We start from the raw sequence: 20348 nt of genomic DNA on the forward strand, positions 1-20348 counted from the left end.
TTTGATAATGAAAAATATCGTTGAAAATCAAGATATAAAAACTGATAAGCCGTTGCCAATGAGTTATGAGGCACTGAAGGCTGAGCGCGATGCGCTAGCAGATAAATGCGATCGCCTTGAGTACAACCTTGGCAATGCAATAGTTGGCGAGCAGGAAGCATTGCAGCGAGTTAATGGGCTGGCTGTGGAGAATGCGGCGCTGAAGTCGAAAGCCGCCGAGCTTGTACATGAAGCATCTGAAGTCTACTCAGCATACAACGCCACAATCAAAGAGCCAGACGGTGACTTCATGGATATGCAGACGCTGTATGAGATGCAGTGCATCGAAACCCCAGCCACTGACGCAGCACTTGCAGCTATCCGGAATGAGGCAACCGCGCGCGTCCTCAAGCATCTTTGTGACTGCCAGCTTATCAGCGCTACGGTCGCGGAACTTAAAGCTGACGATCTGCGGGAGGCCAAATGAAAGAGCGCCCAGTGATGCCAGCAAATGAACTGAAGCCCGCGCTGACACACAGCGAACTTTGCCTGATTGCCGAGCGGTTCCTGCGCAATAACGGTTTCTCGGTCGCTTTCCATGATCGCTTTGTTGCCGCTGTCTCCACCGGCGAGCAGCCTGACGCAATCGGCTTCCGTAATCTAGCCTCCTGCCTAATCGAAGCCAAGTGCTCACGCGGTGACTTTCTCGCAGACCGAAAAAAGCGGTTCCGCATTCAACCAGATCTCGGCATGGGGGATTGGCGCTTCTTCATCTGCGAACCGGGGCTGATCCGCATCGAGGAGCTGCCTGAAGGCTGGGGATTGCTGAACGTAAAAAGTGGGCGCGTTTATAAAGTTCACGGTTGGCCGGGTAACGCGATGTGGTGCACGAACAAGAATAAGCCGTTCCGCGCCAACAAGCAGGCTGAGTGCGATTACATGTATAGCGCTCTGCGCCGCATGCAGATACGCGGGCACCTGTCAGAGGTTTATGACGGGCTACCTAAACAGGCTAGTGACAGCGCTAGGGAGGTGGAGCGTAGCTAAGCGTAAGAGCAACAGAGCGGCGCGGAGAATCATGGGCATGCCTCATTGGCGCAGCAATTCTCAGTTTCAGGCCAAAGAGCGCCACACAGGAATGTGGTTCGTCACTCAGACGAATAGCTGGGAGGTTTTCGAGTCATTCTACCTCTCACGGCAAGCAATCGCGGCACAGCGGGCAGAGGCCCAGGAGAAAGCATTATGAGCAAGGTAAAAACGATGGGTGCCAGCCCACTGAGTGGCACAATTTTTTATGGCACGACGGACAATAAGCCGAGCGAACTGAGCAAGCCTGTGGCGTGGGAAGTTAAAGGAATCCTGTGCCACTCAGAAGAAGAGGCGCGTGTTTATGTCGGCGAGCCTGAGCCCCTCTACTCGCAAGAGTACGTCTCCGCCCTGCTGGAAGAAATGGGCGTGAGAGAACGGTCACTAATCTCGAATTGCGTCGATTACGAATATGACCTGATTGAAATGAAGCGACGAGCTGAGGCAGCGGAGCAACGCGTTGCTGAGTTAGAGCAAGCCATGAAGGAGCAGAGCAATGGATAAATTCAGCGAACTGAAAGCGGTTGCAGAGAAAGCCAAAGAGTTAGCTGGTATCAACAACTACAAAAAGGGGAAGGATGCCATTGTTGCATTTAAAGCTGCTGCTAACCCTGCCGCCATTCTCGCCATGCTGGCAGAGCTGGAATTCGAAAAGCAAAACAATGCTGGCGTTGCGGGTATGGTCGAGGATTACGAAACCAAGCTGGAAGCGAAGGATAAGCACATCGCCGAGCTGGAAGCAGAAATCACGAACATCGTAGATAGCCATGCTGAAACGGTTGCAGAATTACGCGCCAATGGCAGGAATGAAGCGATTGCCGAATGCTCCGTTTCTATCCGCCAGGCTGGATTCTTATCTGAAGCATCACCAATGACCGTAGCGGGGGATGAACAGTGAAAGTAACAGACCATGAAATACTGTCAGTGGTGTGGCTGACTGTTTTGCGCCGACTTCCATATGAGGTTACCCATAACTACTTTGGCGGTGAGCACGGCCTTTGCAAAAATGATTCGTTCTGGATGCGCAGTTGCACCCAGGTCTGCACCACCAACCGTAAAAGCTGGTTGTCGATTCAACTTAGCGATACCCAATCGCTGTTTCGGATAAAAAAACTGATCTCTGATGGCCATCTCAAGTGTGAAAAACACCGGCCCGGAAATGGTTTCTGGTTCTGGATTTCTGACGATATTAACCAGCCAGCATTCGAGCGCTGTCTTGAGCTTATGAGTGATGCAGGACTAACTGAAAATCCACAGAAAATAGGCGATTTCCATAGCATTGCAGCCTCGGTGACTAAGAAATTAGTTGATGAGTTTGGCTCAGTAGAATTCAAAAAAAATGGGGGATGCATGACACTAACGACAGAACGCCAGCAGTTTGAGCAATGGTGGGAAACCGCTATGCATAATGGCTATCCGCCAAGATTCGGCTGGCAACATTGGAGAGACGGCGACGGATACCGTGATGATAATGGTGAGTTTCAAGGGCTATGGCAGGCGTGGCAAGCAGGCCGCGAACTCCTGGCTAACCGGGAGTCGCAGCCGGTGGGGTACATCGATCCGGACAGTTTAAAGGAGTATCGCGGCAAGCACGCCGGCGGGTCATGGTCAGCTGTCCCACGCACAACCAGCGGTCTAAACATGACTGTGCCGATTTACCTCACCGCCCCGCCAGCGCCGGCAATGGTGGGAGAATTGCTTGAGGCTATGGAAGAAATTATCCGCATTTCAGACCGCGACCATATCGCATGGGCCCGAGCAAAGGCAGCCATCTCAGCCTGCCGCACCGCGATTCTCCAACATGTAAGCCAGGGCTACAAGTTGGCGCCAGCGCCAAATGGTGGCAACTCTCCGGAAATTCCGGATGGTTGGATAGCGTGCAGTGAGCGAATGCCAGAATTGGATAAGCGTGTTCTGCTGTATTTTGGCAGTTACGACGGTCATATCGAAGATGGCTGTATCGGTGATGATGGCGACGGGCCATATCATTACTTATTTGATGGCGATTCTCTGCAGCAAGAGCCTACCCACTGGATGCCATTACCTGCAGCGCCGGAGGGTGGGAATGGCTAAGAGCGACGAACAACGCAAGGCTGACGCGCGCGACCGTAAGCGCGCCCAGCGCCAGCGCGAAAGAGAAGCGGCGAGCTGCGCCGCTGTAAGCGGCCGGCGCCGGATTACGTTCGAGGTTAGCGATCACATCTTCGAGCAGATCAAGGCTAACTGTAGTGCGCGGCGCCCAGGCAAAGAACCGTACAGCGTTGATGAATACTTCGAATTGCTGGCGGTGCAGGACATCAACCAACTGAAGCGCCAGCTTGCGGAACTGGCCAGCCATAAATGCCAGTGCGGTGAATCGATGCCTGGACCTGCTGGCGGGTGTTACCGAAACGGAGAAGCGGCGTGCGGTCAGACACAGATCTGGAGAGAGCTGATGCTTAAGACGCTGTAACCGGAAGCGGAAAATTTGACTCATCTGGTCTAAAATATTACTGTTCATGCATACAGTATTTGCGGGTGAGTTATGAGCAAGAAAGCAGACATTTATCAGGTGGTCTACAGGGGAGAGTGGCTGCAGCAGTTTGTTCCAGGTGGATGGGTTTTCTTTCAACGTAATATCGAATATGGCGGTGGCTATTGGCTTGGCAGGACATACGAGAATGTCTTCATGATCGAGTATGAGCGGCCGGTTTCGCTTAACGAGGGTATCCAGTTTATCCTTGCGATAATGGCGATAGAGCGCAACTCGCCGAAATTTGATGATGACTTCGAGCTGATGTGACGTGTCACACAATAAAGCGTGACAATGAAACAAGGTCACACATGATAAAACCGCCGCTTGGCGGTTTTTCACTGCGTGTTATGATATTACCCAGGAGGTAATTTTTATGGCGAGAGACGGTAAGCTTAACGCGCAGATGGAACGCTTCTGCCAGGAATACATCAAGAATCCGGACAACCAGACCGCGGCGGCGGCGGCGGCCGGCTATAAGAATGCGGCTGTGTCGGCGTCGCGAAATATGGATAGCCCGAAGGTGCAAGAACGCATCGCGGAGCTGATGAAGCAACGCAACAAGCGAACAAAGATCAGCGCTGACTATGTGCTAAACCGGCTGATTGAAATCGATCAGATGGACGTGCTGGACATCTTAAATGATGACGGCGGCCTTAAGCCTATCAGTGATTGGCCAAAGGTTTGGCGCACAACACTCAGCGGGCTGGACATCTCAACGACAATCACAAACTTCGATGAAACCACGCTTGAGAACATGCTTAAGAAGATCAAGTGGCCGGATAAGGTTAAGAACCTCGAGCTGATCGGTAAGCACGTTGACGTAATGGCATTCAAGGAGCGACTGGAGGTTTCCGGCACTATCACTATTGCCGACCGCATTGCCGCTGCGCGGCGCCGCGTCAAAGAGCAGGCTGGTGGTGAAGAATGACAGCCGCAGCCATGTTGCCGGAAGAGCAGCTCGTCGAGGATATCGCCTCATTCACGTATGACCCACTAGGCTATGCGCTGTATGCGTTCCCTTGGGGTGAAGATGGCACAGAACTTGCGCACGCAACTGGTCCGCGCAAGTGGCAGGAGAAGACATTCAGAAAGATTGGCAAACACCTGCAAAACCCTAAAACCAGACATCAGCCGCTGATGATTGCCAGGGCTTCCGGTCACGGTATCGGTAAGTCAGCTTTCATCTCGATGCTGATCAACTGGGGTATGGCTACATGTGAAGACTGCAAAATTGTGGTTACCGCCAACACCGAAAACCAGCTGCGTACTAAGACCTGGCCTGAAATTACAAAGTGGTCACGCCTTGCCATTCACAGCGACTGGTTTAAGCCTACCGCCACCGCGATATACAGCACAGACCCAGGCCACGATAAGAGCTGGCGCGCTGATGCCATACCGTGGTCAGAGAACAATACCGAGGCATTCGCAGGCCTGCACAACGAACGCAAGCGCATCATTCTCATTTTTGATGAGGCATCGAACATTGCGGATCTGGTATGGGAAGTGGCAGAGGGTGCGCTGACGGATAAAGACACGGAAATCATCTGGGTGGCTTTCGGTAACCCGACTCGAAACAGTGGGCGTTTCCGCGAGTGCTTCCGTAAATTCCGTCACCGCTGGGATTGCGAGCAGATTGACAGCCGTACCGTTGAAGGTATTAACAAAGACCAAATAAACAAGTGGATTGAGGACTACGGCGAAGACAGCGACTTCGTGAAGGTCCGTGTGCGTGGGATATTCCCTGATGCCTCGGATGCGCAGTTTATCCCTACTGGACTCACTGATGCAGCGCTGGCGCGGGTGGTTACCGAGCGAGATGTGGCGCACGCTCCGACAATCATCGGTGTCGACCCGGCATACTCCGGCGCCGATGACGCAGTTATCTACATGCGTCGCGGGCTGCATGCGAGGCTTCTGTGGCGTGGCAATAAAACAACCGATGACCTGATCATGGCCAAACGCATTGCTGACTTCGAAGACCAGTATCACGCTGATGCTGTGCATATCGACTTTGGCTATGGTACTGGCCTGCACTCAATCGGTAGTGGCTGGGGGCGTTCATGGACGCTGGTGCCATTCGGTAGCGCATCGAGCGACCCGCAGATGCTGAATAAGCGCGGTGAGATGTACAACAACGCCAAGACCTGGTTAAAGCTCGGCGGCGCATTGGATGAGCGCGAGACAGCAGAGGATTTATCAGCGGCTGAGTACAAAGTTAGGACGGATGGCAAGATAGTGCTGGAGCCGAAGGAAGACATCAAGGAGCGACTCGGTAGATCCCCGGGTTGTGGTGATGCCTTCGTGCTGACGTTCGCCTATCCGGTGACAAAGCGCCAGCATGCTCTGCCAGGAGAAAAGCGCGGCGGGGCGGTGACAGACTATGACCCATACGCATAAAAAAGCCCGCGGCTGCGGGCTTTCTTCTTTAGCCTAATAATGATTGTCCAATTGCTGATGTAATCGCAACGAACGAAGCGTTATTCGTCAATTTTTCCCAAAGGCTTTTTACCTCTGGATCGTTGCTATCTTCAATTGCCTTATGAAGTTGTTCTAATGTGATATGTTTTGTAATGCTATTGACAGAACCTGCCTGAATGTCTCCACCTGAAGTAACAGGACCATTAAACGTGATGTGTGTTGTCCCTGTTTGTTGTTTTTCCTTCACGTCCAATGGCCTGACTGTAAGTGAAATTATTGACTTAAGACCACGCATAACGTTACCAGTTCTCGCACGCTTGTAGTCGAGAATTTCAAAGTCTCGAGATCTATCCAAAACAACCATAGTTATAACTTCCCCGGTTGAAAATGGCATGCTGTCATCTTTCATACCTATGGATATTTCACTGGTCGACTTCTGCCTTCCTGCGTAGCGTTCGCCATTATGTAAAAACTCATCAGGATAAGCAGTTTTTAAAATGTTCATTTTTATAAATTCCTTACAAACTGTGTGAGCTAAAGACTTTAGCACAAAAAAATGCCCGCTCAAGGCGGGCTAAATCCTACACACAGCATTCCAGGTTGATAACGGTCGCGGCTATCGTGAAACACCATCCACCAAGCTCCGACACCCCCTACAAGTGTTTTCACCTGATTAAGTTCGGATGATGCTTCGCGATAGCTCATCGAGAGCGCCGATACCAGTTTTATACTGTGTAGAGTGATAGAAGCTGGCTCGGCTTATGCTCTCAATGATTACCATAAAGGTAATTTGTTTTGATTATGACGTCAACAAATTAGTCAAAATAATTCTCATGTGGTTTAATTGGTAATTATTTGGGAGGGTTACGCGCATGTGCATGAGTACGCCGAAGGTTTCAACGCCACCGCAGCCACAGGCAGCGCCGCAAGCGCAGGATGCTGCAGTAATTGATGCTGCCGATAAGGACAAGGCTCGACGCCGTGCAGCCGCCGGCCAACAGTCGACAATCCTTACTGGTGCGCAGGGCGCCACTGGCCAAGCCAGCACCACCGGCAAAACTCTGTTGGGTGGCTGATCATGGCTGAGCAGGAATCACGCAAGCAGTTTCTGGAAAAGCAGCTATCTCAGCTCGTAACCGCGCGGACGTCGTATGACTCGCATTGGAAAGAGCTGAGCGATTTCATCCTGCCAAACTGCGGGCGATTCCTGACAACTGATGCCGGCCGCAATAAGCGAAACACCAAGGTTGTTGACCCTACCGGCGGGCTTGCTTCGCGCACTCTTGAATCTGGCATGTTGTCGGGCATCACCAGCCCGACTCGCCCGTGGTTTTCTCTGAGCACTCCCGACAAGCAATTGATGGATAGCTGGCCAGTCAAGATGTGGCTTTCTCAGGTCGTCGAATTAATGAACGACGTGATGAACAAATCTAACTGGTATCAGTCCCTGACGGTGCTCTATCGCTACCTTGGCACGTTTGCCACCGGTGCGATTTCCATCCTGGAAGATGAAGAGGATGTGATCCGCACGCACGTGCTGCCGATCGGAAGCTACTACATCTCGAACAGCGATCGCCTGCAGGTCGACACCGTCTTCCGCAAATTCTCCATGACCTGTCGTCAGTTGGTGGCGAAGTTTGGAAAGGAGAACGTGAGCGATGCCGTGGCATCCGCCTGGGATACTGGCTCGTTTGAAACGTGGTTCGAAGTCGTGCATGCCGTATTGCCGAACACCAACCGCGACACCGGAAAGCTGAACGCGAAGAACAAGCGTTTCAGCTCGATTTATTACGAACCAGGCGGCTCCGGCGACAAGCTGCTGAGCGAGTCGGGTTTCGATGAAATGCCTATCTTGGTGCCGCGCTGGGACATCAACGGCGAGGATGCTTACGGCTCATCCTGCCCTGGCATTCTGGCTCTGGGTGGCGTTAAGGCACTGCAACTTCAGCAGAAGCGAAAAGACCAGGCGATCGACAAGCTGGTTAATCCGCCAATGATGGCGCCAAGTTCGATGAAGAATGAACGCCTGTCGTTGCTGCCTGGCGATGTTTCCTATTACAACGGCGCCGGCGACACGGCTGGATTCAAACCGGTTTACGAGATCAACCCCCGCATTCAGGAACTGCTAGGCAGCATTCAAGACGGGCGCCAGCTTGTTAATGAGTGCTACTTCGTTCCGCTGTTCAACATGTTCAGCAACGTCAATACCCGCAGCATGCCGATCGAAGCGGTCAACGAGATGCGCGACGAGAAGATGCTGCAGATCGGCCCGGTGCTCGACCGCCTGAACGATGAACTGCTGGACCCGGCTATCGACCGGATTTTCAACATCATGATGCGCCGCGGCATGTTGCCACCGCCTCCGGATGAATTGCAGGGGCAGCCGCTGCGCGTGGAATACACCAGCGTGATGGCGCAGGCGCAGAAGTCTGTTGGCATCGGCTCTATTGAGCGCTTTGTCGGATTCATCGGGAATATGGCTGCGGCTGGGTTCCAGCAGGCCGCTGACAAGCTTGATGTTGACCAGGCGATCGATGAATACGGCGACATGCTTGGCGTTCCTACGACTATCACCAAATCCGATGAGCAGGTGCAGACAGAGCGCGAACAGCGCGCGCAGCAACAACAGGCAGCACAAAGCCTGCAGATGGGCGCCGGTGCTGCGGATATCGCGAAGACTCTCAGTCAATCAGGAACTGCAGACCCTAACTTACTGACCAGCATTCAGCAGGCTATGCAGCAAGGCCAGGGGGCGCAGCAATGATGACTCGCGAGCAACTCCAACAGCGCCACGCTGACGACGTGAAGAAGGTGATGGCAACAGAGAGTGGGCGCCGTTTTGTGTGGGGACTTCTTGAGCAAGCAGGCGTGTTTCAAACCACGTTCCGTACAGACACAAACACCACGATGTTTCTTGAAGGTAATCGTAACGCAGGACTGGCTTTGTTCAATGACGTGTTCGGCATCTGCCCGGACTTGTATTTAAAGATGGCCGCCGAGGCCGAGAAAGACAGAGAGGCTAATCATGGCAACACAACGCCAGAAAGTGATCCGGAATGACGGCGGCGTGCAAGTCGTTAAGGTTCTGAGCGGAGGCGGTTCTTCCGTTGCATGGGGTGATATCACAGGCAAACCAACCACATTTGCACCGCCGGCGGCAACTGCTTCGGTAGTCGGCGGCGTTAAGCAGGGCGCGGCGGTGGCTAACGCAGCGGCAGCCCCAACCCAGGCCGAATACAACGCACTGCTGGCGAGCCTCCGCGCTGCCGGCATTATCGCAACAAGCTAAGAGGCAACGCATGAACTTGTTCGAACGTTTGATGTATCGCCGCCTGTGCTCTGAAGCTCCGCCGGAAGGTGGTGATGGTGGCGCAGCTCCTGCAGCAACCGGCGATAACCCGGCAGCAGCTGACAATGCTGCTAATCCGAATCCGGGGGAAGGTGATAACCCGGAAGGCGAAGGAAAACAGGAAGGCAGCAAGACGGCCGAAGAACTCGCGGCAGAAAAAGAAGCGAAAGAGAAAGCCGATAAGGAAGCTGCGGAAAAATCGGAGAAGGAAAATAAACCTGCAGCTCCTGAGAAATACGAGTTCACTTCGCCGGAAGGCCAGGAACTGGACGCCAATGCTCTGGCTGTGTTTGAGCCGATCGCCAAAGAACTGGGATTGAGCCAAGAGCAGGCGCAAAAGCTGGTCGACATCTACCCGCAGATCCAGCAGCAGCAGGCAGAAGCCTGGAGCAAGCAAGTTGCTGATTGGGGTGAGCAGGTCAAGGCTGACAAAGAAATCGGCGGCGACAAGTTCAACGCCAGTGTAGGCGCCGCACAGCGCGCGCTGGATCAGTTCGGCAACACAGAGTTGCGCGAATACCTGAATGCGAGCGGCCTGGGTAATCACCCAGCACTGGTTCGCTTCTGTGCAAAAGTCGGCAAGGCGATGGCTGAAGATACCTTCGTCGTGCCAAATCAAGGCGGTCAGCGTAGCGCGGCCGACATTCTCTACGGTAATAAGGAGTAACATCGAATGGCTATTAAAGGCACTAACGCGCTGACGCTGGCAGACCACGCAAAGCGCATGGACCCGGACGGGAAGATCCCCGCAATCGTTGAGTTACTTTCACAAACTAACCCTATTTTGACCGATATGGTTTATGTGGAAGGTAACTTGCCAACTGGTCACCGAACTACGATTCGCACCGGTTTGCCGGCTGCAGCCTGGCGCCTGTTGAACTACGGCGTTCAGCCAAGCAAATCCACCACTGCGCAGGTTACTGACTCATGCGGGATGCTTGAGGCGTATGCCGAGGTTGATAAAGCACTGGCCGATCTGAACGGGAACACCAATGCTTTCCGTTTATCAGAAGACCAGGCCTTCCTTGAAGCCATGAACCAGCAGATGGCCGAAACCCTGTTCTACGGTGACACTCGCATCAACCCTCAGCGCTTTACCGGTCTGTCTGCTCGATACAACGACCTGACCGCCAAGAACGCTCAGAACATTATCGATGCGGGCGGCACTGGTTCAAATCTCACTTCAATCTGGCTGGTGGTGTGGGGCACTAATACAGTCCATGGCATCTTCCCTAAAGGTCAGGCGGCTGGCCTGAGCCACAAAGACAAGGGCGAGGTTACTCTCGAAGATGCTGAGAAAGGCAAGTATGAAGGCTACCGTACTCACTACAAGTGGGACAATGGCCTGACTGTTCGTGACTGGCGCTATGTGGTGCGCATTGCCAACATCGATACCACCAAGCTGGGCGCCGACGATGGCCCGAACCTGGCCACGCTGATGGTGCAGGCTCTGCACCGCATCCCTAACCTGCAGATGGGCAATGCAGTGTTCTATATGAACCGCGATGCAGCTGAATACCTGGACATTCAGGCAACTGAAAAAGCCTCTCTGGCGATCAGCGTTAAAGAAACCGAAGGCGTGTGGTGGACCTCGTTCCGCGGCGTGCCAGTCCGTACCTGCGATGCTCTGCTGAGCACTGAATCACAGGTTCAATAATCCCGGCTGAGCCGCCGGGTGCGGCTCTCCTTTCTCACTGATGGAGAGACAAAATGATCCTCGACTATCTGAATATGTTCTCGCAGGCGCAGGCTGTTACGGCAACCGCGCCTTCTACTGACGTTATCGACCTCGGGCCGCTTTATGCCGGCAATGATGTACGCGATATCGGCCCTGGATACCCGGTTGAGTTCATCGCCCAGGTTGCTACCACTGCCGCTGCTGGCGGCGCAGCTACCGTAACGATCAGTCTGCAAACCTCCAAGACCAGCGATTTCGCCAGTGCAACCACGTTGCTGCAGACCGGTGCAATCGCAGTTGCTGATCTGAAGGTTGGTTATCGCTACGTGGCCACTGTTCCACACGGTGTGCAGCGCTATTTGCGCGTCAACTACACCGTGGCTACTGGCCCGTTGACCGCCGGTGCTTTCACTGCTGGCCTGCTGCTGGATGCTGATGCACAACGCAGCTATGCAAGCGCCTTCAACATCACTGTTTAACGGGGCGTGACATGTCACAACTGAAAATGTACCGCGTCACACGGAAGTCATTCATCAACGGGCATCTGCTGGAAGAGGGCGACACCATCGAATACGTCGGAAAGGCTGGCGACAACCTGCAGTTGATCGATGGCGAAGGCAATCTGCTGGAAGAGGGCGGCGGCGACAGCGACGACAGCGCGAAGCTGGCCGCGCTGCAGCAGCAGTATGAAGAAATCTTTGGCACCAAGCCGCACCACAAAGCGGGCATCGCCAAATTGTCAGAAGAAATTGAAGCCAAGCGCAAAGAGTTAGGCATCAACTAACAAAGGGGCTTCGGCCCCTTTCTTTCCTGGAGTCCTCGCATGAAAACCGTAAACCTCAAGATCGGCACAGACACCTACGAAAGCGAAGGCGGAAAGCCGGAGACTCGCGACGAATATCCGTGGGGGCTTCGCTTCACGCTGAACAATGACACACTGGAAAAGCTGGGGATCACACTGCCAAAGGTTGGCGAATCACTGACAATTGGCGGCCTGGCTAAAGTGCTGTCTGTCTCCACCCGCACCGAAGGTGATAAAGCGGAAAGCAGCGTTGATCTGCAATTCACTGATATTGGCGTAGAGCCGCCGGCCGCGCCGCAGCGTTCTGCTGCTGACACACTTTATGGCGACGCAGGGGGCGAGTGATGGCATCCGTTATCCAGATCTGCAACGTGGCGCTTGGGCGGCTTGGCAACAGCCGAGTGATTGCCAGCCTGACGGAAAAGAGCAAAGAAGCGTCTGTGTGCTCGCTGTTTTATGAAGACTGCCGCGACGCAGTACTGGCTGATTTCCCGTGGAGGTTCGCCACAAAGCGCGTGGCGCTCGCCGATCTGGATATCGAGCAGCCTGATTGGCAATACAGTTACCGTTACCCGGTGGACTGCCTGCGCATTGTTGCGATCGTCTCTCCAGACGGTGAGCGCTTTATTACGCCAGAACGGCGCGTGCCGTATGAGGTCGGTTCTGATGAGAATGGCACTGGCCGTTTGATATTGACTGACCTGCCGAAAGCATGGCTGCGCTACGTGACACGCGTCACCGACCCCAACATGTTTGACGCAGAGTTCCGCGACGCACTCAGCTGGCGCCTGGCAGCTGAAATCAACATGCAGATCACTGGCGATGCCAGTCTCGGTAATCGCGCCGAGCAGAAATACCAGCTGACCATTTCATCTGCGTCAACGCTGAGCATGAATGAAACCCAGGAGCCGCCGGCGCCGTGGTCTGAGGTTTCCGACGCGAGGGCATCATAATGACAACCAGCCTCATTCAACCGTCCTTTGCTGGTGGCGAAGTATCGCCAAGCCTTTACGGCCGTGTTGACCTGGAGAAATACCAGACGTCACTGCGCCGTTGCAGGAATTTCATCGTCCGCCAATATGGCGGCGTTGAGAACCGCCCGGGAACTCGCTATGTGGCGCCGGCAAAGTTCCCCGATCGCAAGTGTCGCTTGATCCCGTTCCAGTTCAACACGGAGCAGACCTATGTGCTCGAGGTCGGCGATCATTACTTCCGCGTGTTTATGGATGGCGCGCAAGTTGTCTACTCATCCGGCGCCAGTGCCGGCCAGCCTGTCGACGTAACAACGCCGTGGGCCGCTGCAGATATCGACCTGCTGAAATACACGCAGAGCGCAGACGTGATGACAGTTTGCCATCCGAACTACCCACCGATGGAAATCCAGCGGTATGCGCACGATGACTGGCGCACTGCAGAGGTGGCCACAGTAAGCGGTCCGTTTGCTAACGTGAACATTGACGAGTCGATCACTGTCTACGCCAGCGCGACAAGCGGAACGGTAGACCTTACAGCCAGTGCATCGATCTTCAAAAGCTGGCATGTTGGAAAGCTGTTCTACATGGAGCAGAAGAACGTCGACACGGTTGGGCGCTGGGTTACCGGGGAGCAGGTTAGCGTTGGGAATATCTGCCGATACCAGGAGAACTATTATCGTTGCGTGGATGCCGGCGAGCGCCAGCATACTGGCCCAGTGGCGCCAACTCATACAACTGGTGATAGCTGGGACGGCTGGGCTGTAGCCGGTTCTGATGCCTATGGCGTCAAATGGCGTTATTTGCATTCCGGCCGCGGCATTTGCCGCATTACGGCCGTAAGCGGCGACGGGATGACCGCCACCGCCGAAGTGGTGATCCGCAAGGATGGAGAGATTGAGCTACCCGGCCAGGTGGTGGGCGCCGAGTCAGCAACATACAAGTGGGCGCATTATGCCTGGAATGGTGACGCCGGCTACCCTGGCACCGTCGTGTACTTCCAGCAGCGCTTGATGTTTGCCGGATCACGCAGTCAGCCGCAAACAGTATGGACCAGCCGCAGCGGTGACTATAAGGACTTCGGCACATCAAACCCGACCGTTGACGATGACGCGATCACCTATACCTACGCCGGGCGCCAGCTCAATCAAATCCGTCATCTGATCGACGTAGGCTCGCTCGTAGCGCTAACCAGCGGTGGCGAATACAAGGTGAACGGGAACCAGCAAGGTACGCTGACCCCGTCGGACTTTCAATTTTCAAGCCAGGGGCAGAATGGCGCCAGCCACGTGCAGCCTATTGCGATCAGCAACGTCGCGCTATTCATCCAGCAAAAGGGCGGCGCGGTGCGCGACCTTGCCTATTCGTTCGACGTCGACGGATTCCAGGGTTCTGACCTGACCATCCTCGCTAACCACTTCTTTACCGGATACCAGATTACCGATTGGGCGTTCTCCATCACGCCTATGTCGATCGTTTGGTGTACGCGCAATGACGGCGCGCTGTTGGGATTAACCTACCTACGCGATCAGCAGGTGGCTGCGTGGCACTTACACCCGGGCGCCGGCCGCTATGAATCAGTGTGCAGCATTGCCGAAGGAAACGAAGACGCGCTCTATTGCGTGGTTGAACGCACCATCAATGGCCAGCAGCGACGCTATATCGAGCGTATGCAGAGCCGCCTATACGATGTTATGGACGATGCCTTTTTCGTTGACTGCGGCCTGACGTATGACGGCAGGAACCGTGACGCCAGCAAAACCATGACTCTGACCGGTGGCGAAGGTGACTGGCCATACGACGAAGAGATGACGCTTACGGTGGCCGGCGCCAGTTACTTTACGGCCGGTGATGTTGGCAGTGAAATTCACATGCCGTATGTCGAGGATGATGAGAGCAAGGTGCTGAAGTTGTTGATCCGTTCGGTCGCAAGTGGCAACCAGGCAGTCGTTACCAGCAACCGAAATGTCCCACCTCAGTTCCGCGGTGTGCCAGTCAGCGACTGGAGCATGGCGCGCTCTGCATTCGCAGGACTTGACCACCTCGAAGGCCAGACCGTGAGCATTTTGTCAGATGCCAACGTTGAGCCGCAGAAGATCGTTACCGGTGGAAGTATCACCCTGGAGAAAGCCGGCTCAGTGGTGCATGCAGGACTGCCGATCGCCGCGGTCATTGAAACGCTGGACGTTAACCTGAACGGCAACGAAACACTGTTGGATAAGAAGAAACTCTTCACGGCCGCATCATTATTGGTGAATGAGTCTCGCGGTGTGTTTGCCGGCACGCCAGGCGGTGAGATGTACGAATACGCCCAGCGCTATGACGAATTTTATGATGACCCGGTCGAACCGAAGACGGGAACCATTGAATTACAATTGGATGCCAACTGGAGCAAGAACGGCCGGCTAATTGTGGAGCAGAACGACCCGCTGCCGATGACCATTCTCGCAGTTATTCCGCGTGTAACCGTAGGAGGCATTTAGTGCGCAAGGTTGAAGTTGTCGAAGCCACTCTGGAACACGTAGCGGCGCTCCTACCGCACGTTCGCCTGGCTGACGCCGAGGAGTTCGATGCGATGAGCGGCAAGACCCCGGCTCAGGTTCTTGAACTTGCACTGCGCACTTCTGCATTTGCTTTCGCTGGGCTGATCAATGGCGAGGTGGTGACCATCTTTGGTGTGGCGCCGCGGTCAATGATTACCGGCTCCGGTGTTCCGTGGCTTGTGGGGTCTGACCTGCTTGAACAATACCAGGCCACTTTCCTACGCCGGTGCCGGCCAGTTCTGCGTCTTTTCCTGCAGCATTATCCGGAGCTGGAAAACTACGTCGACGCGCGCAACACCGCGGCTAAATGCTGGCTGCACTGGCTGGGTTTCACCATCCATGAAGCGCAGCCCGTTGGCCGTGCCGGGCTTCCATTCCACAGATTTGAAATGAGACGAGGTGATCATGTGTGAGCCTGCAACAATTGCAGCAGGTGCTGCCATCGCGATGGGCGGACTAAGCGCCTATAGCCAGATTCAACAGGGACGCGCTGCGTCTCAGGTTGCCGATGCTCAGGCTGAGTCATACGAAAATGCATCGCGCGATGCGATCAACACCGGCAATGCTGAGGCTGCGCGCCAGCGCCAGCAAACACGTCAGCTACAGGGTCAACAGGCGGCAGCTTTCGGCGCTGCCGGTACTGACATGACCAGCGGCAGCGCGCTGAACATCTTTGGCGATACGGCGGCAGGCGGTCAACTCGATGCGCTAACGACGATCAATAACTCCATCAACCAAAGCAACAGCCTTGCATATCAGGCTGACGTTACGCGCACGCAGGCAAAGATTAACCGGCAACAATCAAACCTCGGCGCCTTTACCACGATCCTGAATACGCCCTTGAAGGCATTTGGTGCTTACAAAACATTTGGCGGCGATACCTCGATATTCAGCAGCGCCGGCAAGGCAAGTGGAACAGGTGGCACATCAGGCTCGAGCATGTTCGACAACATGAAAAAAAGCAATACGGCGCTGATCGGAAACACTGGATTTAAAGGTCCATACACATTTTAAGGAGAGGCTATGCCAATCGTCCCAACGTATGAGCGCCAATCCCGCGCGGAAATGGCGCCGGTTAATCAGGTTGATATTCGCGTGCCGCAGACTGGAGCCGGAGAAGCCTTGGCGCAGGTTGGTGGAAACTACCTTCAGGCTATTGGGCAAGAGAAGCAAAAGCAGGATCTTGCCGACATGCAGGACAAGCTCAACCAGTTTTCCGTGTATGCCGATGACCTATACAACAACCCTCAGAACGGTCTGATAAGCCTGCAGGGTAAAAATGCCATTGGCCAAGGTGAGGCATTCGCCGGACAAATTTCCGCTAAAGCCACGGAGCTGCGCGACTCAATTCCTGAATACATGCGTCAGGCATTTGACCAGCAGATCCAGCCGCTGGGGCGTAGTTATGGCAATCGCGCTCGACAGTATGAAGTCGGGCAGAAGCAGCAGTTTGAGCGGCAGGCTTATTCATCTGGGAACGAGCTTGCAATTAGCCAGTCCCGAGGTATGTGGGGGGATGATGCTGCCTTCGGTGGCCTGGCTAAATCTCGTTTCGATGCGACTGACCTTTATGCAGATACCTATGGAATGCCAGATGAATGGCGGATATCTGAGAAAGTAAGAATAAAAGAGAGCATGGCCGCATCTGCGATTGACGACTGGATAGCGAACGATCCTCAGAGCTTTATTTCTCGCAATGGAGAACCTTCAGACCTTGGCGGCGTGTCTCGCTTCTCTGCTCATGGTAATTCGTCTGCGGCGCGCGGGCTGCGCAATAACAACCCTGGAAACATAGAGGCCAGTGATAAAAATCCATGGGAAGGGCAGATAGGAAGCGATGGTCGCTTTGCCAAGTTTGAGACGCCGGAGCATGGGATCAGAGCGCTGGGTAAGAACCTTCTTACTTATTACCAGAAACACGGTTTAGATACCGTTGGTGAAATTATTACCCGCTGGGCGCCACCCAAAGAGAACAAAACTGACGCTTATATTAAAGCTATTTGTGATCAACTCGGCGTTGCTGCAGACCAGCAAATAGATGTTACCAACCCGCGCACCTTGGCAGCGCTTTGCGCCGGTATTGTTAATCATGAGAATGGCAGCCAACCTTATACCGATGAGCAAATAGGTTCTGGCGTGAGTGCCGCGCTTGGCCTTTCGGCGCTTGAGTCGCAAAAGCGATATACCGGCAACACTATCTATGATGCCGCCAGTCCGCAATCACAGATGAAAGCCAATCGATATGCCATGCAACTTGTCGAAAAGCAGCGAGCTGAATTCAGGGTTGGTTTAGAGGGTAGAGTAAAGGATGCTGAAGCAGCCTACCTTATGGGCAAGGATGCGCCAAATGCACCAAGTTTTGGTGAGTTTATAACGGCATATGGAGAAAAGAACGGACCTATTGCGTATGAACAATTCAGGGATACGCAGCAGCTTGGATCAGACATAGCGGCAGTTCAGCAGTTATCACCTTCTGCGCAACAGGCGTTGTTGGACATGCGAGAGCCATCACCAGGCGATGGTTTTGATGCTGCCACGAAACGCCAGCGAATTTTGAGACAGGCAGTAGACACTGTTAATGCCGCACGCTCCGCTGATCCGATTCAATATGCAACATCATTAAGTCAGGTAGATCCGATCAATATTGGCAACCCTGCGGCGCTACAGGCAGATCTGGTAAAGCGTGCATCTTCGGCTGTTGATGTGTCTCGCAAGTACCAAACTCCACTCACGATGTTCTCGAAGCAAGAGGCTGCACAACTCGGTGAAATGTTGCGTACAGCCCCGGCTTCGCAGTCAGTATCATACCTGGATGCAATGCGCCAAGGGTTGGGTACTGGTGCTCAGTACTCAGCTGCAATGCAGCAGATAAGTAGCTATGCCCCATCCGCTGCTGTCGCTGGCGCTATCATGGGTAAAAGCGGCAATGTGATCGGTCAATCTGGATGGATCTCAGACTCTATGGTAAACCCCGATGATGCGGCAAAAACAATCATCGAAGGAGCTAATGCACGGGCTGGAATCACCTCAAAAGTGAACGGGGTTGAGAATAGAACTAAAGGCATTGAGATACCGAAGGATTCCGATCTGCGTCCTGATTTCGTTGATGCAGTCGGTAATGCCTTTGCCGGAGATGCGGCCGGCGCCGCACAGGCCTATGAGGTTGCCAAGGACTACTACGCCGGGTTGATGGCAAAGAAAGGCGATATTTCTGGCGAGTATGACCGTGACGCATGGACACAGGCGGTAAACGTAGCCACTGGTGGCGTATACGATTACAACGGTCAGGGTGAGGTTTTACTGCCATGGGGAATGTCAGAGGGGCAATTTGATTCTGCTGTAAACACCGCATGGAAATCTCAGATTGTCGATGCTGGCATAAAAGCACCACCTGGCCAGTATGGTCTGCAGAGCTTTGGCGACAGCCAATACCTGATAAAACTTGGGGCTGGCTACTTGCTCGGAAAGGATGGTAATCCGGTCGTGCTCAGTATCAACGCCGAACGTGTTCGCCTCGGAAATGGAGGGATACCGCAGTGAGTTATTTCGGATTCAATCAGGCGCAGCAAAACAGGGAGCTGGCGACAGCAGCAGAAAACCCGATCGGTTCCGCCCGCTCCGATGCTGATTTTTTTGATGGCGCATTCACCGCCCCTTTCAAGGGGATTTACGCCGGGATTACACAGGCTGATCAAGTTGCCTGGGCAGGTGTAGATGCTGTTGTGTCGCCGATCTCGCGGGCTGTTAATGATGCTTTCGGGGTGAACGACACCTCGGAAAGTTTCATCAAGAATCAACGAAGGTTGGCTGAACAGCAGGTGCGGGCATTAACGCCTGACGCCGGAACCACTGGCACCGCTGGGCAGGTGCTTTTCTCGCTGGCGGAGGTGGGCGGGCAGGCGGCGGCTGGTACCTTGTTGGGTGGGTTGCCTGGCGCTGCGGCAACAGTTGGCGGCCTGCAGGGATTTTCCGATTACGAGAAGTCTCGCGCTGACGGTGTGGATTATGGCACCTCTGTAGAAAAAGCGCTGGTGACTGGCGGGACTGCGGCGCTTGGTGCCGTACTCCCTATGTCTCTCGGCCTGCGTGCCGGCGGTGCAGTAGCGGAAGGTGTTGGCGCTGCTCTTAGTGCGGGCGGTACAGCGGCAGGCGCTGCTGCCGGTGTGGTTTCCCGCGCGGCGCCGGACCTGCTTTATTCTGCAGGTACCAACGTCGCCATGGGTATGGCACAACGTGGTTTATCTGCTGAGATACTCCGGCGAGGTGGCTATGAGGATATGGCCCGTCAGTACGATGTTTTCGATAACCAGGCGTTGGCGGTCGACGCTGTACTCGGCATTGCTTTTGGCGGTGTTGGTCGATTTATCAATAGCCGAGGCGAGAATGTGGCAGTGCGAGGCGCAGAGCCTGCAGAGATCGACGCGGCGCTGACTTCAAGCTCTCATCTCAATTATGAGGTTACGGCATCACCTGGCGTTCCTGTAAGCGTCCTGTCACGAAATGCGCATGCCCGTGCTATGGATAAAGCGATGACGGATGCGCTTGCTGGCCACCCGGTAGACGTTGGCTCATTGATGGATGGCGCCGAGTTTATTCAGCGTCGCCCGCGTGTCGATCTGGCATCGCAAGAGGTGCGTAAGGCGATGGGGTTGCCTGACACAGTAATTCGCGACACTGACGCTGTTCGGGTTGACGATGTTGCCGGTGCCAATTATCTCGCCACTCCCAAACCCAGAACGCGGGAGCAAATCCAGCAAGATGAAATTGCGGGCGCGGAGCGTGCCATTCGCGGGGATGATTCCCGCGCAGCAGAGGCCGATACACTGGAGGCTCAGCGCGCAATTTCCGATAACCCAGATCTGCAGGTTCACGTCGTAAACCCAGACGACAGCACAACGGTGGTAAGGGCTGCCGATCTGATGGCTGAGGCCGATCGCGATATGGCCAATGCCCAGCATGACGCAAATTTATTTGATGTGGCCGTTAGCTGCTTCCTGAGGAGATAAT

Annotated in this window: 26 protein-coding genes; 25 read left to right on the forward strand and 1 reads right to left on the reverse strand. The window is 54.3% G+C overall.

Features of this window, described 5'->3' with window-relative positions:
• The first annotated feature begins 7 nt into the window (after positions 1-7).
• From RE418_RS12140 to RE418_RS12185, 10 genes are all read left to right on the forward strand, one after another.
• On the forward strand, positions 8-466 hold the full coding sequence (locus tag RE418_RS12140; protein ID WP_399675001.1) for a hypothetical protein: 459 nt from the start codon (positions 8-10) through the stop codon (positions 464-466).
• Complete coding sequence (locus tag RE418_RS12145; protein ID WP_399675004.1) at positions 463-1026, forward strand: hypothetical protein; 564 nt, start codon at positions 463-465, stop codon at positions 1024-1026. The genes RE418_RS12140 and RE418_RS12145 overlap by 4 nt, the downstream gene beginning before the upstream one ends.
• Positions 971-1225, forward strand: coding sequence for a stationary-phase-induced ribosome-associated protein (sra, locus tag RE418_RS12150; RefSeq protein WP_399675007.1), 255 nt, complete (start codon positions 971-973; stop codon positions 1223-1225). Before RE418_RS12145 ends, sra begins: the two co-directional genes overlap by 56 nt.
• Entirely contained in the window at positions 1222-1569 is a 348-nt protein-coding gene (locus RE418_RS12155) for a hypothetical protein (RefSeq protein WP_399675009.1), read from the forward strand. Before sra ends, RE418_RS12155 begins: the two co-directional genes overlap by 4 nt.
• Positions 1562-1963 (forward strand): hypothetical protein, encoded by a 402-nt coding sequence (locus RE418_RS12160; RefSeq protein WP_399675012.1) that lies wholly within the window; start codon positions 1562-1564, stop codon positions 1961-1963. Before RE418_RS12155 ends, RE418_RS12160 begins: the two co-directional genes overlap by 8 nt.
• Complete coding sequence (locus tag RE418_RS12165) at positions 1960-3138, forward strand: DUF551 domain-containing protein (protein ID WP_399675015.1); 1179 nt, start codon at positions 1960-1962, stop codon at positions 3136-3138. The genes RE418_RS12160 and RE418_RS12165 overlap by 4 nt, the downstream gene beginning before the upstream one ends.
• Entirely contained in the window at positions 3131-3517 is a 387-nt protein-coding gene (locus RE418_RS12170; RefSeq protein WP_399675018.1) for a hypothetical protein, read from the forward strand. Before RE418_RS12165 ends, RE418_RS12170 begins: the two co-directional genes overlap by 8 nt.
• Before the next feature lie 72 nt (positions 3518-3589).
• Positions 3590-3847, forward strand: coding sequence for a hypothetical protein (locus RE418_RS12175; RefSeq protein WP_399675021.1), 258 nt, complete (start codon positions 3590-3592; stop codon positions 3845-3847).
• Positions 3848-3953: 106 nt separating this feature from the next.
• Positions 3954-4508 carry a terminase small subunit gene (locus RE418_RS12180; RefSeq protein ID WP_399675024.1) on the forward strand — a complete coding sequence of 185 codons (555 nt, stop codon included), beginning with the start codon at positions 3954-3956 and terminating at the stop codon, positions 4506-4508.
• Positions 4505-5977: a terminase gene (locus tag RE418_RS12185; protein ID WP_399675027.1), complete on the forward strand. Its 1473-nt coding sequence runs from the start codon at positions 4505-4507 to the stop codon at positions 5975-5977. The genes RE418_RS12180 and RE418_RS12185 overlap by 4 nt, the downstream gene beginning before the upstream one ends.
• Before the next feature lie 28 nt (positions 5978-6005).
• Here the strand turns inward: RE418_RS12185 and RE418_RS12190 are convergent, their stop codons facing one another.
• Positions 6006-6503, reverse strand: a complete 498-nt coding sequence (locus RE418_RS12190; RefSeq protein WP_133160106.1) for a hypothetical protein — start codon at positions 6501-6503, stop codon at positions 6006-6008.
• A 367-nt stretch (positions 6504-6870) separates the two neighbouring features.
• Between RE418_RS12190 and RE418_RS12195 the strand changes: the two genes are divergently transcribed.
• The 15 genes from RE418_RS12195 to RE418_RS12265 are packed head-to-tail and all read left to right on the forward strand — an operon-like array spanning position 6871 to position 20347.
• A complete protein-coding gene (locus RE418_RS12195; protein ID WP_033648882.1) occupies positions 6871-7074 on the forward strand; it encodes a hypothetical protein in 204 nt (67 codons plus the stop codon).
• Between the two features lie 2 nt (positions 7075-7076).
• Positions 7077-8762 carry a portal protein gene (locus RE418_RS12200; RefSeq protein ID WP_399675030.1) on the forward strand — a complete coding sequence of 562 codons (1686 nt, stop codon included), beginning with the start codon at positions 7077-7079 and terminating at the stop codon, positions 8760-8762.
• Positions 8759-9058, forward strand: coding sequence for a hypothetical protein (locus RE418_RS12205; protein ID WP_308331999.1), 300 nt, complete (start codon positions 8759-8761; stop codon positions 9056-9058). Before RE418_RS12200 ends, RE418_RS12205 begins: the two co-directional genes overlap by 4 nt.
• Positions 9024-9287: a head fiber protein gene (locus tag RE418_RS12210; RefSeq protein ID WP_104874761.1), complete on the forward strand. Its 264-nt coding sequence runs from the start codon at positions 9024-9026 to the stop codon at positions 9285-9287. Before RE418_RS12205 ends, RE418_RS12210 begins: the two co-directional genes overlap by 35 nt.
• Before the next feature lie 10 nt (positions 9288-9297).
• A complete protein-coding gene (locus tag RE418_RS12215) occupies positions 9298-10014 on the forward strand; it encodes a peptidase (RefSeq protein ID WP_399675033.1) in 717 nt (238 codons plus the stop codon).
• Positions 10015-10020: 6 nt separating this feature from the next.
• Positions 10021-11004 (forward strand): major capsid protein, encoded by a 984-nt coding sequence (locus tag RE418_RS12220; protein ID WP_337064420.1) that lies wholly within the window; start codon positions 10021-10023, stop codon positions 11002-11004.
• Between the two features lie 53 nt (positions 11005-11057).
• On the forward strand, positions 11058-11504 hold the full coding sequence (locus RE418_RS12225; protein ID WP_399675036.1) for a Bbp16 family capsid cement protein: 447 nt from the start codon (positions 11058-11060) through the stop codon (positions 11502-11504).
• Positions 11505-11515: 11 nt separating this feature from the next.
• On the forward strand, positions 11516-11809 hold the full coding sequence (locus RE418_RS12230) for a hypothetical protein (protein WP_399675039.1): 294 nt from the start codon (positions 11516-11518) through the stop codon (positions 11807-11809).
• Positions 11810-11848: 39 nt separating this feature from the next.
• Positions 11849-12172: a capsid staple protein gene (gp10, locus tag RE418_RS12235; protein WP_399675042.1), complete on the forward strand. Its 324-nt coding sequence runs from the start codon at positions 11849-11851 to the stop codon at positions 12170-12172.
• Positions 12172-12780, forward strand: a complete 609-nt coding sequence (locus tag RE418_RS12240) for a hypothetical protein (RefSeq protein WP_399675044.1) — start codon at positions 12172-12174, stop codon at positions 12778-12780. The genes gp10 and RE418_RS12240 overlap by 1 nt, the downstream gene beginning before the upstream one ends.
• Complete coding sequence (locus RE418_RS12245) at positions 12780-15281, forward strand: hypothetical protein (RefSeq protein WP_399675046.1); 2502 nt, start codon at positions 12780-12782, stop codon at positions 15279-15281. Before RE418_RS12240 ends, RE418_RS12245 begins: the two co-directional genes overlap by 1 nt.
• Positions 15281-15754, forward strand: a complete 474-nt coding sequence (locus RE418_RS12250) for a hypothetical protein (RefSeq protein WP_399675049.1) — start codon at positions 15281-15283, stop codon at positions 15752-15754. Before RE418_RS12245 ends, RE418_RS12250 begins: the two co-directional genes overlap by 1 nt.
• Entirely contained in the window at positions 15747-16355 is a 609-nt protein-coding gene (locus RE418_RS12255) for a hypothetical protein (protein ID WP_399676277.1), read from the forward strand. Before RE418_RS12250 ends, RE418_RS12255 begins: the two co-directional genes overlap by 8 nt.
• A gap of 9 nt (positions 16356-16364) precedes the next feature.
• Entirely contained in the window at positions 16365-18881 is a 2517-nt protein-coding gene (locus RE418_RS12260) for a hypothetical protein (protein WP_399675052.1), read from the forward strand.
• Complete coding sequence (locus tag RE418_RS12265) at positions 18878-20347, forward strand: hypothetical protein (protein WP_399675055.1); 1470 nt, start codon at positions 18878-18880, stop codon at positions 20345-20347. Before RE418_RS12260 ends, RE418_RS12265 begins: the two co-directional genes overlap by 4 nt.
• The last annotated feature ends 1 nt before the right edge of the window (position 20348 follow it).

This window comes from Serratia sp. szju (assembly GCF_044594185.1).
Taxonomy (GTDB): Bacteria; Pseudomonadota; Gammaproteobacteria; order Enterobacterales; family Enterobacteriaceae; genus Serratia; species Serratia bockelmannii.

What these genes read in the sequence shown, in the direction of transcription:
- RE418_RS12140 (WP_399675001.1), top strand. Translation starts at nt 8, where the DNA reads ATGAAAAATATCGTTGAAAATCAAGATATAAAAACTGATAAGCCGTTG.
- RE418_RS12145 (WP_399675004.1), top strand. Translation starts at nt 463, where the DNA reads ATGAAAGAGCGCCCAGTGATGCCAGCAAATGAACTGAAGCCCGCGCTG.
- sra (WP_399675007.1), top strand. Translation starts at nt 971, where the DNA reads ATGACGGGCTACCTAAACAGGCTAGTGACAGCGCTAGGGAGGTGGAGC.
- RE418_RS12155 (WP_399675009.1), top strand. Translation starts at nt 1,222, where the DNA reads ATGAGCAAGGTAAAAACGATGGGTGCCAGCCCACTGAGTGGCACAATT.
- RE418_RS12160 (WP_399675012.1), top strand. Translation starts at nt 1,562, where the DNA reads ATGGATAAATTCAGCGAACTGAAAGCGGTTGCAGAGAAAGCCAAAGAG.
- RE418_RS12170 (WP_399675018.1), top strand. Translation starts at nt 3,131, where the DNA reads ATGGCTAAGAGCGACGAACAACGCAAGGCTGACGCGCGCGACCGTAAG.
- RE418_RS12175 (WP_399675021.1), top strand. Translation starts at nt 3,590, where the DNA reads ATGAGCAAGAAAGCAGACATTTATCAGGTGGTCTACAGGGGAGAGTGG.
- RE418_RS12180 (WP_399675024.1), top strand. Translation starts at nt 3,954, where the DNA reads ATGGCGAGAGACGGTAAGCTTAACGCGCAGATGGAACGCTTCTGCCAG.
- RE418_RS12185 (WP_399675027.1), top strand. Translation starts at nt 4,505, where the DNA reads ATGACAGCCGCAGCCATGTTGCCGGAAGAGCAGCTCGTCGAGGATATC.
- RE418_RS12190 (WP_133160106.1), bottom strand. Translation starts at nt 6,503, where the DNA reads ATGAACATTTTAAAAACTGCTTATCCTGATGAGTTTTTACATAATGGC.
- RE418_RS12195 (WP_033648882.1), top strand. Translation starts at nt 6,871, where the DNA reads ATGTGCATGAGTACGCCGAAGGTTTCAACGCCACCGCAGCCACAGGCA.
- RE418_RS12200 (WP_399675030.1), top strand. Translation starts at nt 7,077, where the DNA reads ATGGCTGAGCAGGAATCACGCAAGCAGTTTCTGGAAAAGCAGCTATCT.
- RE418_RS12205 (WP_308331999.1), top strand. Translation starts at nt 8,759, where the DNA reads ATGATGACTCGCGAGCAACTCCAACAGCGCCACGCTGACGACGTGAAG.
- RE418_RS12210 (WP_104874761.1), top strand. Translation starts at nt 9,024, where the DNA reads ATGGCAACACAACGCCAGAAAGTGATCCGGAATGACGGCGGCGTGCAA.
- RE418_RS12215 (WP_399675033.1), top strand. Translation starts at nt 9,298, where the DNA reads ATGAACTTGTTCGAACGTTTGATGTATCGCCGCCTGTGCTCTGAAGCT.
- RE418_RS12220 (WP_337064420.1), top strand. Translation starts at nt 10,021, where the DNA reads ATGGCTATTAAAGGCACTAACGCGCTGACGCTGGCAGACCACGCAAAG.
- RE418_RS12225 (WP_399675036.1), top strand. Translation starts at nt 11,058, where the DNA reads ATGATCCTCGACTATCTGAATATGTTCTCGCAGGCGCAGGCTGTTACG.
- RE418_RS12230 (WP_399675039.1), top strand. Translation starts at nt 11,516, where the DNA reads ATGTCACAACTGAAAATGTACCGCGTCACACGGAAGTCATTCATCAAC.
- gp10 (WP_399675042.1), top strand. Translation starts at nt 11,849, where the DNA reads ATGAAAACCGTAAACCTCAAGATCGGCACAGACACCTACGAAAGCGAA.
- RE418_RS12240 (WP_399675044.1), top strand. Translation starts at nt 12,172, where the DNA reads ATGGCATCCGTTATCCAGATCTGCAACGTGGCGCTTGGGCGGCTTGGC.
- RE418_RS12245 (WP_399675046.1), top strand. Translation starts at nt 12,780, where the DNA reads ATGACAACCAGCCTCATTCAACCGTCCTTTGCTGGTGGCGAAGTATCG.
- RE418_RS12255 (WP_399676277.1), top strand. Translation starts at nt 15,747, where the DNA reads ATGTGTGAGCCTGCAACAATTGCAGCAGGTGCTGCCATCGCGATGGGC.
- RE418_RS12260 (WP_399675052.1), top strand. Translation starts at nt 16,365, where the DNA reads ATGCCAATCGTCCCAACGTATGAGCGCCAATCCCGCGCGGAAATGGCG.